This is a genomic window from Arthrobacter sp. 10T425, assembly GCF_056393985.1.
Map to the genome: position 1 here is coordinate 73,888 of NZ_JBFTGZ010000013.1, position 11,693 is coordinate 85,580.

8 protein-coding genes are annotated in these 11,693 nt (G+C 63.6%); 7 read left to right on the plus strand and 1 reads right to left on the minus strand.

All coding sequences use genetic code 11. The features are described 5' to 3' along the window. Nucleotides 1-38 precede the first annotated feature (38 nt). The 5 genes from AC1DDH_RS15350 (at nt 39) to AC1DDH_RS15370 (ending at nt 7,089) form a co-directional block, all read left to right on the plus strand. Nucleotides 39-743: a class I SAM-dependent methyltransferase gene (locus tag AC1DDH_RS15350; protein WP_476955759.1), complete on the plus strand. Its 705-nt coding sequence runs from the start codon at nt 39-41 to the stop codon at nt 741-743. Nucleotides 744-959: 216 nt separating this feature from the next. Then, nucleotides 960-2,147, plus strand: coding sequence for a PD-(D/E)XK nuclease family protein (locus AC1DDH_RS15355; protein ID WP_476955760.1), 1,188 nt, complete (start codon nt 960-962; stop codon nt 2,145-2,147). Nucleotides 2,148-2,441: 294 nt separating this feature from the next. Next, nucleotides 2,442-4,223, plus strand: coding sequence for an ABC transporter family substrate-binding protein (locus tag AC1DDH_RS15360; protein WP_223913883.1), 1,782 nt, complete (start codon nt 2,442-2,444; stop codon nt 4,221-4,223). Nucleotides 4,224-4,402: 179 nt separating this feature from the next. Next, complete coding sequence (locus AC1DDH_RS15365) at nt 4,403-5,944, plus strand: ABC transporter permease (protein WP_476850338.1); 1,542 nt, start codon at nt 4,403-4,405, stop codon at nt 5,942-5,944. 26 nt (nt 5,945-5,970) lie between these two features. Next, nucleotides 5,971-7,089, plus strand: a complete 1,119-nt coding sequence (locus AC1DDH_RS15370; RefSeq protein ID WP_476850371.1) for an ABC transporter permease — start codon at nt 5,971-5,973, stop codon at nt 7,087-7,089. 24 nt (nt 7,090-7,113) lie between these two features. Here AC1DDH_RS15370 and AC1DDH_RS15375 read toward each other — a convergent pair whose 3' ends face one another. After that, complete coding sequence (locus AC1DDH_RS15375; RefSeq protein WP_476850339.1) at nt 7,114-7,743, minus strand: PH domain-containing protein; 630 nt, start codon at nt 7,741-7,743, stop codon at nt 7,114-7,116. 78 nt (nt 7,744-7,821) lie between these two features. Between AC1DDH_RS15375 and AC1DDH_RS15380 the strand changes: the two genes are divergently transcribed. Together AC1DDH_RS15380 and AC1DDH_RS15385 are read left to right on the plus strand one after the other, a co-directional pair. Next, complete coding sequence (locus AC1DDH_RS15380; protein WP_230007107.1) at nt 7,822-9,648, plus strand: ABC transporter ATP-binding protein; 1,827 nt, start codon at nt 7,822-7,824, stop codon at nt 9,646-9,648. A 304-nt stretch (nt 9,649-9,952) separates the two neighbouring features. Then, nucleotides 9,953-11,593, plus strand: coding sequence for a peptide ABC transporter substrate-binding protein (locus AC1DDH_RS15385; protein WP_476955761.1), 1,641 nt, complete (start codon nt 9,953-9,955; stop codon nt 11,591-11,593). Nucleotides 11,594-11,693: the final 100 nt, after the last annotated feature.

Here is an 11,693-nt window from a genome sequence, read left to right on the forward strand (position 1 = left end):
CCTACTGACCATGAGCGTTTACCCGAGAGCGAGGATCCGTGAAAGCCGACCATTATGACAGTTTTGCCGAGAGCTACTCGGCGGAAAACGACTCCAGCCTCCTCAACGCCTACTACGAGCGGCCGGCGATGATTGGCCTCGCCGACGACGTCGACGGCCACCGGGTCCTGGATGCAGGGTGCGGCTCCGGGCCCCTGTCCGCGGCACTGAGCGCGAAGGGCGCGATCATGACCGGATTCGATTCCAGTCCTGCGATGCTCGAACTGGCAAGACAGCGACTTGGCGGAACCGCGGATCTATACTTGGCCGACCTCAGCAAGCCGCTGCCTTTCGCGGATGGCTCCTTCGACGACGTTGTCTCGTCTTTGGTTCTGCACTACCTGGAGGACTGGTCAGCGCCGCTTGGCGAACTGCGGCGCGTGCTGAAGCCGGGCGGTCGCCTGATCCTGTCGGTCAACCACCCCACCGTCAGCGTGATCACCCAACCAGCCGAGGACTACTTCGCCATCCGGCAGTACTCGGAGGATTACGAGTTCGATGGCGAGCCTGCGGTTCTGACCTTCTGGCACCGACCACTTCACGCGATGATCAACGCCTTCACATCGGCGGGATACCGCGTCGCCACCGTGAGCGAACCAGGGCCATCTCCAAACACACCGCACGAACTCCTTCCGCCGCGCATGCTCACCGGCGAGAAGACAGCGTTCCTGTCCTTCATCTTCTTCGTCCTCGAAGCCGGCTGATGGCAGCTGAGGAACGTGAGGACACGAGCCGCCGCCGTCCCAGTTCACGCCAACGACCTGTCGCGATGGTCAGCCGTGATGAGACGGAGGCTCTCCGTGACGAAACGCGGGTGGAACTCCGATTCAATGTATAGTGCCCAGTCATAGCCATGTGGGGGTCTCGCGGCGTCGCCGTCTTCCATCTGGCCTTCACGTTCTATGCTCGGGGAGGGTGTCGTGTCAGATGGCTTGGTAACTGGGCTCCTGCCAGTGCTTGGCAGGTCCCTGGAGTTGGGTTTCAACGTCTTTGACGTTATGCACCACGGACTCCACGAAAAGCAGATCTCGAATGTCTTTAGGTGGTTGTTGGACCCCGAACAGACGCACATCCTGGGCGACCGTTTCCTGCGGATCTTTATCGACGAGTTGAACCGGGTTTCGGCGGGGAGCGAACCGCTTCCGCATGGCAGCTACTTGGTGCGTCAGGAGGTGAACGTCGCGATGGGCGCGTGGGGAGCGGACATCGCCGACCTTGTCCTTGAGAGCGAAGCTGCGGTCGTCGTCGTCGAGAACTATTTCACCTCTGACGGTCACGGACACAGTTACAGCGGCTACCTGGCGTTCAGCGTGCGGGACGGCAAACGGGGTTCCGTCGTTCTCTTGTGTCGCGATGAGGATGCGTCCTTGCAGACCATGGGGTGGGAGAACGCCGCGGTCCTCACATATGGCAAGTTGGCTGAGCGACTGCTGGAACACGTCGGTGGCGACAGGGCTTACCAGCATAAGAATCCCGATGCCTACGCGTTCATCGAACAGTTGCACCGTAAGTTCGTTAGAGGAAAGGGCCTCGTGGGTGACCAAGAGCTGATCAACTTCGTTGTTGCCATGTGTGATACCGGGGAGGTACGCAGATATCAGGAGCAGCCGCAGGAAGTAGCCGCCAAGCGCTTTGCTGATGATCTTGCGGTGCAAGCGAGGGAACGGTTTGGCGAGGGCCGCGACCTCCTCCAGCGAGTCAAGGGGCGCCTCAGCGCCTTCAGCGAGGGACCGCTCAGACGCCAACTCAACGCGACTCGGGGCGAGGGGTTTGTGCGCCGAATCGACGCGAGATTAGCGGGGATATACCAGTGGACCATCAACATCGACGTGGAAGAAGAACCGAACGACCTGGGCCGGTCGAGGCTCCAGCTCAAGTTCGGGCCGTCCGCGTGGTTCGCCAACGAACGGGATCCGAGCTGGACCCGAACGGTCGAATCGGGCCAAGCGGACTACTCGCGATTATTCCTCACGCGGGCCGGCGTCAAGGAAGTCCGTCAGTCGACCGTGAGTATCCAAGACGTGCTTGACGGACTCGGACCCGCCGACCCCAGGCTTCACGACGAGATTACTGGGTTGCTCAGCGCGGTAATTCTGCCAAGTAATTAAGGATTAACTGGAGGGCCCCGATTCTCGGATTGGGGCTTTTTCTGTGTGCGGCGCTTTTATCCTTTTGTTACGCCGCCGTCAACGTTTTGTGGGAAAGCTGGCCCTGTGGAACCTGCCCAATGTTGCAGCTCCATAACGAACTTTACGGTGAGTCAACTTTGGTGGCTCCGGACGGTCTTTGGGGTTACGCTTCATGCCATGTGAGACGGGCCACACTGCCGCTGGGGGAGTGTGGACGTCTGTCTGGCGCCTTCGGCGCCGGTCTCACCCACACCACAGAAACAAGGAGGCGGAATGCGCTTGGGTCGTATTTCCAAAGCAGTGGGCGTGGCGGCAGCAGCTGCCATCGCCCTCAGCGCCTGCGCGGGCAACAGTGGCGGGACAACCCCGACCACTGCGGCGGCAGCAAGCAAGCAAGGCGGATCGGCAACTGTAGTAGAGGTCAACGCGTTTAATACGTTCAACCCGAACACGGCCGATGGAAACACTGACATCAACTCAAAGGTCAGCTACGCCACGCACTCGGGCTTCTTCTACATCGACAACAAGCTCAATGTTGTCCGCAATGAGAAGTTCGGCAAGATGGAAAAGGTCTCTGACGATCCGCTGACGGTGAAGTACACCATCAACGACGGCGTGAAGTGGTCCGACGGCACTCCTGTTACCGCAGCCGACCTTGTGCTGCAGTGGGCCGCCTTCTCCGGTTACTACAACGACGCCGACGCGGAAGGTAAGACCGGAACGTCCTACTTCTCCTACGCCGGTGACCCCACCGGTATCGCCCTCACCGACTTCCCGGAACTCGGTGACGACGGCCGCAGCATGACGCTGAAGTACTCCAAGCCCTTCGCGGACTGGGAAATCGCCATCGGCGGCCCCGGCGTCGACATCCCCGCCCACGTCCTGGCCAAGAAGGCAGGCCTGGCGGACACCAAGGCGTTCATTGACCTGCTGAAGGGCATGCCCCGCGGCGATTCCAAGGCCCCCAAGCCGGCGAACGCCCAGCTCAAGGCTATGGCGGACCTGTGGAACACCGGCTTTGACACCAAGACCCTGCCGGCCGATCCGAGCCTTTACCTCTCCAACGGTCCGTTCATCGTCAAGAGCGTCAACCAGGACCAGTCCCTGACCATGGTCAAGAACAAGGACTACAAGTGGGGACCGGAAGCCAATCTGGACGAAATCACCGTCCGCTACATCGGTGAGGCACCCGCCCAGGTCCAGGCTCTCAAGAACGGCGAGGCCGACATCATCGCCCCGCAGGCATCCGCGGACACCGTGGAGCAGCTCAAGGCGCTCGAAAGCCAGGGCGTGACGGTCGACGTCGGCAACCAGCTCGCGTACGACCACATCGACCTGAACTACTCGGGCCCGTTTGCCGACAAGAACGTCCGCGAGGCGTTCATGAAGGCCGTCCCGCGTACGGACATCGTCGACAAGATCGTCAAGAAGCTGGATCCGAAGGCTGCACCGCTTGACTCCCAGCTGTTCGTTCCGGACCAGGCCCCGTACGCCGACTCGGCCAAGAACAATGGTTCCTCCGCCTACCAGGGTGTGGACATCGAGGGTGCCAAGAAGCTCCTCAACGGCGCCACCCCCGAAGTTCGCATCATGTACAACAAGGACAACCCCAACCGTGTTGACGCTTTCTCCCTGATCAGCGAGTCCGCCACCAAGGCCGGCTTCAAGATCGTCGACGGCGGCCTCGGCAAGTCTGACTGGGGCAAGGCCCTCGGTGACGGCAGCTACGATGCCACCATCTTTGGCTGGAGCAACTCGGGTGTCGGCGTGTCCGGCGTTCCGCAGATCTTCAAGTCCGGCAACGACTCCAACTTCAACCAGTTCAGCGACCCCGCAGCCGACAAGCTGATGGACGAACTGATTGTCACCACCGACAAGAGCAAGCAGGACGGCCTCGTTGCGCAGATCGACAAGATGATCTGGGATTCGGCCTACGGCCTGCCGCTGTTCCAGTCGGTTGGCGTGGACGCGTACAGCGACCGCATCACCGGTGTGAAGTACATGCCGAACCAGACCGGCGTTTGGTGGAACTTCTGGGAATGGGCGCAGAAGTAGCCCGCGACCCCAAGTAACACTGCTGGAAAGGCGTCGGGACCACAGCTTCTTCGGTCCCGGCGCCTTTCTGGCGACATCCCTGACGATGCCGTGGTCCCGCCGCCACATCGGCGGGAACCGGCCAAACTCCGCGACCGGTCCGGGCAATCCCTGGGCCCGAATTCCGAGGTTCTATTCCAATGGTGACCTACATCTTCCGGCGGCTCGTGACTGCCGCCCTCATCCTTCTCGGTGCGTCTTACCTCGTATATCTCCTGACAGCGGCGTCCGGCGATCCCCTCGAGGAATTCCGCGCCAACCCCACGCCCCAGAAGCAGCAGCTCATGGACGCGAGGACCGAGCTCTTGCAGCTGGACACCCCGGCCCCGCTGCGGTACTTCAAATGGTTCGGCGGCGCTGTCCAGTGCCTCGTTCCGTTCGCCAACTCCTGTGACCTCGGGAAAAACATCGCCGGTCAGCCCATCACCGAGGCCCTCGGCTTCGCGCTCGTCCAGACCCTGACCCTCGTCACCGCGGCAACGGTGCTCGCCATCCTGATCGGCATCACCCTGGGCATCGTCACCGCCCTGCGGCAGTACAGCACCCTGGATTACGGCGTGACGTTCATGGCCTTCCTGTTCTTCTCACTGCCGATCTTCTGGGTCGCCGTCCTGCTCAAGGAATTCGGCGCCATCGGCTTCAACGACTTCCTGCGGAACCCCGACGTGCCGCTGCCCGCGGCCCTCGGGATCGGCGTCGTCGTCGGCGCAGTGACAGCCGTCGCGGCGGGCGGGACCATGCGGCGCCGGCTGCTGGCCGGCGCCGTCGCCTTCGCCTTCGTCACCGCGGTGCTCATTTACTTCTCCGCCACCGAATGGTTCAAGACCCCGGGCATGGGCCCCGTGGTCATCGCTATCGCCGGTGTCGGCATCGCGTTCGCCGTGACCCTGCTCTCCGCCGGGCTGAAAAACCGCAAGGCCCTGCAGTCGGCCCTCATCGCCGTCGGCGTCGGAGTCGTGCTCTACTTCCTCCTTCAGCCGCTGCTCAACGAGGCCACGTTCCTGATGATCGTGCTCCTGGCGGTCGCCTTCGTCCTGATCGGCATGGGCATCGGCTACCTGGTGGGCGGCTACGACCGCGGGCAGTCCATGCGGGCGGCAGCCATCACCTCGTTCCTGGTCGGCTTCCTGATCCTGCTGGACCGGTACATGCAGGCGTGGCCCAGCTACTTCAACAACAGCCGTGTGCGCGGCCGGCCGATCGCCACCATCGGTGCCAGCACGCCGAACATCCAGGGCGACTTCTGGGTCCTGAGCCTTGACTCCTTCACGCACCTGATCCTGCCCACCCTGGCCCTGATTCTCATTTCACTGGCCAGCTACACCCGCTTCACCCGGGCCTCGATGCTCGAAATCATGAACATGGACTACATCCGCACGGCCCGGGCCAAAGGCCTGAGCGAGCGGACCGTCATCATGCGCCACGCCTTCCGCAACGCCCTGATCCCGATCGCCACGATCGTGGCCTTCGACATTGGGGCGCTGATCGGCGGTGCCGTCATCACCGAAACCGTCTTCTCGGTCCGCGGCATGGGCTTCCTGTTCCTGGACGGGATCGCGCACACCGATCCCAACCCGGTCATGGGCGTCTTCATCTGCGTGGCCATCACGGCCATGGTCTTCAACCTCATCGCGGACCTCGCCTACTCCGCACTGGATCCGCGCGTAAGGGTAAAAGCATGAGCCAGCCAAGTCAGCAGGAAGTAATCATGGCCGAAGACGAAGCCTCGCGGATATCAGCCGCGGCCGGCGTTGAGCCGGTCCTTGAGGCCAAGGGTCTCAGCCAGGGCCAGATCGTCCGGAAGCGTTTCCTCGGACACTCCGGCGCCATTATCGGCCTCGTGGTGTTCGCCTTCATTTTCATCCTGGCCTTCACCTCGGTGGGTTACCTGGGAATCCCCGGCTGGTGGAAGTACTCCCACACGCAAGTCTCGCCACTGGTCAACGGCGGCGCACCGACCTCCTCGCTGTGGCCGCTGGCCTGGGGCGAACATCCGTTCGGCCAGGACCGGATCGGCCGCGACCTTTTCGCCATGACCATGCGCGGCGCGCAGCAGTCCATCACCATCATGATCGTGATCGGCCTCATCGCCGGTCTGATCGGCGTCGTGGTCGGTGCCATCTCCGGGTACTTCCGCGGCTGGTCCGAGGCCATCCTGATGCGCCTGACCGACGTCATCATCATCATTCCGGCCCTGTTGCTGGCCGCCGTCATGGCCGCCCTCGCCGGCCGCCGGGACCAGGGGAGCTGGTTCGCCTCCTTCGCCAGCACCAACGGCGTCCTGGCCCTCGGAATCTTCCTGGGCCTGATCAGCTGGGTCGCCCTGGCCCGACTGATGCGCGGCGAATTCCTGTCCCTGCGCGAACGCGAGTTCGTGGATGCGGCCCGGATTTCCGGCGCCAGCAACGCCAGGATCATCTTCAAGCACATCCTGCCCAACGCCGTCGGCGTGCTGATCGTGAACGTGACCCTGACCATGTCCGCCGCGATCCTCACCGAAACGGCGCTGAGCTACCTCGGCGTCGGCGTCAAGGCCCCGGACACGTCGCTGGGCCTGCTCATCTCCCAGAACCAGCAGGCCTTCGCCACACGGCCCTGGCTCTTCTGGTTCCCGGGCATGTTCATCGTGCTCATCTGCCTCAGCATCAACTTCATCGGCGACGGCCTGAGGGACGCCTTTGACCCACGGCAGAAGAAATTCAATGCCAAGAAGGCGGCCGATCATGGGGGTGCCGCGGTGCAGGCAGGTACCGTCACCGGACTTGGCGCCTCGGCGCCTGAGGATCCCCGCAACGACGGGCCGGCCGACGGAACACGGGGCCAGTAGATGCCGGCCCCCTGCAGGACCGCTCTAACCGGCGGTAATCGCCAGGTAGCTTGCCGCCAGCAGCAGTACGACGGCGCCAATCGCCACCCAGCGGACGGTCACCGTTGCCGCGGTGCTGGCGGCGTCGCCGGCGGCAAGCTGCCCGCCTTCCACGAGGTCATGCCACCGGGCCCGCACCAGCATGGCAGCCTGGCCGGAGTCCGTGGTCTTCAGATCTCCCGGACGGACCGACTTGCCGGGACCGTAGGTGGTTGCCGGCAGGCCGTGGAGGTCCTCCGGGCGGGCATGGCGGCCGCCCCAGATACCGGGGGCCGGCGCGGCCCAGGAGGTGTAGCTCTTCCGGGCGGTGACCAGCGTCAGCGCAAAACGGGTATCGACGTGCACCAGCGCTGCCCACGGCACCTCAATCGAGCGGAACGGATTCTCCAGGGTGACGCCGGCATCGTGGACTACAACGGACGGCATCCAGAACAGTTGCCAGCCCATGAAGGCAATGAAGGCCAGCGGGGCGATGCCGCCCAGCGCCCCCGGACCCGCCATGACGACCGTGACCACGACACCGAACGCGGCCACCGCCCAGGACAGCAACGCGAACCATTTGTTGGTTCGTGCTTTGAAGACTTCAACATTTCCGGCGTGCGGCGTAGAGCTCATGCCCCCAATAATTCAGTATTCCGAGCCGCAGCACTAATCCCCGGTGCACCGGCGGCCCGGGCGGAAGGATAGCCCATCATGACTGACTTCATCACCCTCGATCCGCCGGCGTCACCTGTGCCTGGCAAAGGCGAACCTGTCCTGGAGGTCCGGGATCTCAGCGTGGATTTCGGCGTGGACAAGAAATGGGTCCCGGCAGCGATCGGCCTGAACTACGAGGTCCGGGCCGGCGAAGTGCTCGCCATCGTGGGGGAGTCCGGCTCCGGAAAGAGTGCCAGTTCGATGGCGCTGCTGGGCCTGCTGCCGAGTAACAGCCGTGTGACAGGAAGTGTCAAGCTTGCCGGCCGTGAGCTGCTGGGGAGCAATGAGGCCAATATCCGCGCGGTGCGCGGCAAGGACGTCGCGGTGATCTTCCAGGAGCCGATGACGGCCCTGAACCCGGTGTACACCGTGGGGTCGCAGATCGTCGAAACTGTGCGTCTGCACAATGAAGTTTCCCCGGAAGAAGCCCGGCTCCGGGCCCTGCGCATGCTGGAACTTGTCGAACTGCCCGATCCGGAGAAGGCCTTCCGGTCTTACCCGCACCAGCTTTCCGGCGGCCAGCGCCAGCGCGCCATGATCGCGCAGTCGCTCTCCTGCGACCCGAAGCTGCTCATTGCCGATGAGCCGACCACGGCCCTCGACGTGACCGTCCAGGCCGAAATCCTTGACCTCATGCGCAACCTGCGGAACAAACTGGACAGCGCCATTGTGCTCATCACCCACGACATGGGAGTGGTAGCCGACCTCGCCGACCGGATCGCCGTCATGCGCAAGGGCCTGATCGTGGAGACGGGCACGGCAGCGCAGATCTTCCACAATCCGCAGCACGAGTACACCAAGGCGCTGCTGGCTGCGGTCCCACACCTGGGCCAGGGCGGCGCGGATTCCACGGCGGACGTGGACGTCACCGCCGCCCTCGCGGCCGCGACCCACGTCGAGATCCTCTCCATTCCTGAAGACGAGCTGATCCGGCGCGAACGCGAAAACGCCGCCGCCCTGGCCGCGGCCGAAGCGGCCAAGCCGAAGGGCGAGCCGGTCCTGGAGCTCACCGATGTCGCCATCGAGTACCCGAAGCAGGGCCGGGTGCCGGCCTTCCGTGCCGTGGAAGGGGCCAACCTGGTCATCTATCCCGGACAGGTGGTCGGTCTCGTCGGCGAGTCCGGCTCCGGAAAGACCACCATCGGCCGGGCCGCCGTCGGCCTGCTGCCGGTGGCGGCAGGCACCATGCGGGTAGTCGGGCAGGACATTTCCGCCGCCAAGCGGAACGGCCGGCAGCTCCACGAGATGCGCCGGCATGTCGGCATGGTGTTCCAGGATCCGTCGTCGTCCCTGAACCCCCGGCTGCCCATCGGGGAAAGCATCGGGGAGCCGATGTTCCTGGCACGGGCCGCGAAGGGCGCCGACCTGCAGCGGCGGATTGAGGCGCTGCTGGACCAGGTCGAGCTGCCGCGCGACTACCGCAACCGCTACCCGCACGAGCTCTCCGGCGGCCAGAAGCAGCGCGTGGGGATCGCGCGGGCCCTCTCGCTCAAGCCCAAGCTGATGGTCGCCGACGAGCCCACCTCCGCCCTCGACGTCTCAGTCCAGGCCAAGGTGCTCGATCTGTTCCAGAACCTGCAGAAGGAACTGGGGTTCGCCTGCCTCTTCGTCACCCATGACCTCGCGGTGGTGGACGTGCTCGCGGACCGGATCTGTGTCATGCAGCGCGGCAGGATCGTGGAGCAGGGGACCCGCGACCAGATCCTCCGCAATCCCCAGGAGCCCTACACCCAGCGGCTTTTGGCGGCGGTTCCGCTGCCGGATCCGGACAAGCAGCGCGAGCGCCGCGAACTGCGCGCGCAGCTGCTGTCAGGGGCCAGCTGAGGCTTCCTGGAGGGGGTTGGAACAGGGGCTAACACCGGCAGATTCCAGTTAAGGGCGAGTAACCCAGGTCACACCGCGGGCGAATACTACCAGCCGGTAGCGTGTGACTTGAAATACACTCCGCTTGACGTTACTCGTCATGAGATTGTCGGATCACGGTTTGGCAACAGAGTTCCAACATTTGGACGGTTTAGGGCTAGGCTACTTCCATATGTAGGCCACGTCACAGGGGATACCCCTGTGCCTGCTTACGGGGAAGCATAAGTTTTTCCCTCACGAACTCCCACAACTCATAGGAGGCGGAATGCGTTTTTCGCGCACTTCCAAAGCACTGGGCATGGTGGCTATCGCCGCCCTCGCCCTGACCGGATGCGGTGCCAGCGGCTCCGCAACCGGTAGCGGCAGTACCGGCGGCGACACCAGCAAAGTGATCCTCGCCGACGGCTCCGAACCCCAGCGTCCCCTCATGCCCGCCGACACCAACGAAGTCGGCGGTGGCAAGGTCATCGACATGATCTTCGCGGGTCTGGTCAGCTACGACCCCAGCGGCAAGCCGGTCAACGAACTCGCCGAGTCCATCGAGGGCAAGGATGGCCAGCACTTCACCATCAAGGTCAAGAAGGACCAGAAGTTCACGAACGGCGAGGCCATCACGGCCAAGTCCTTCGTCGATTCCTGGAACTTCGGCGCCGCAGCCAAGAACGCCCAGCTCAGCGGTGGCTTCTTCGAAAGCATCAAGGGCTACGACGAAGCCAGCGCAGAGGGCTCCACGGTTGAGACCATGTCCGGCCTGAAGGTCGTTGACGACCAGACGTTCACCGTCGAACTGAAGCAGCCGGAATCTGACTGGCCGCTTCGCCTTGGCTACACCGCGTTTGTTCCGGTTCCCTCCGGTGCCCTGAAGGACCCGAAGGGCTTCGGCGAGAAGCCGGTCGGCAACGGCCCGTACAAGCTCGCGGACGGCGGCTGGCAGCACAACGTGCAGATCCAGCTCGTTCCGAACCCGGACTACAACGGCCCGCGCAAGGCCAAGAACGCCGGCGTGACGTTCAAGATCTACCAGAACGACGACTCGGCGTACCAGGACCTGATGTCCAACAACCTGGACATCCTGCAGACCATCCCGACCAGCGCGCTGAAGAACTTCAAGTCTGACCTCGGCGACCGCACCATCAACAAGCCGTACGCCGGCAACCAGACCATCGCCATCCCGGAATACCTGCCGGAATGGAGCGGCGAGGCCGGCAAGCTGCGCCGCCAGGCGATCTCCATGGCGATCAACCGCGAAGAGATCACCAAGGTGATCTTCAACGGCGCACGCCAGCCCGCCAAGGACTTCACGGCACCTGTGCTTGACGGCTACAGCGACTCGATCGCCGGAGCCGAGAACCTGACTTTCAACGCCGACAAGGCCAAGGAAGCCTGGGCCAAGGCTGACGCCATCCAGAAGTGGGACGCGAACAAGACGTTCACCATTGCCTACAACGCTGACAAGGGCGGACACAAGGCCTGGGTTGAGGCAGTAGTCAACCAGCTCAAGAACACGCTCGGCATCAAGGTTGAAGGCAAGCCGTACGCCACCTTCAAGGAAGCCCGCAACGACGCCACCGCCAAGACCCTCACCGGCTCCATCCGTGCCGGCTGGCAGGCAGACTACCCGTCGCTGTACAACTTCCTCGGCCCGATCTACAAGACCGGTGCCGGCTCCAACGACGCCAACTACGCCAACCCGACGTTCGACAAGGCCATCTCTGACGGCCTGAACGCCGCGTCGGTCAGCGACGGCAACAAGGCCATGAACAAGGCCCAGGAGATCCTCCTGACGGACCTGCCGGCCATCCCCCTGTGGTACCAGGTTGCCCAGGGCGGCTGGAGCGACAAGGTCGCCAACGTCGACTACGGCTGGGACGGCGTCCCGCTGTACTACAACGTAACCGGTAAGTAACAACAAAACGACGGCGGGGGCCGCCCATACTGGGGCCTCCGCCGTCGTCGTGTTTCCCCTCCATTTATTTTCTTGATGCCCGGCTCTTTCGGGCGAACTT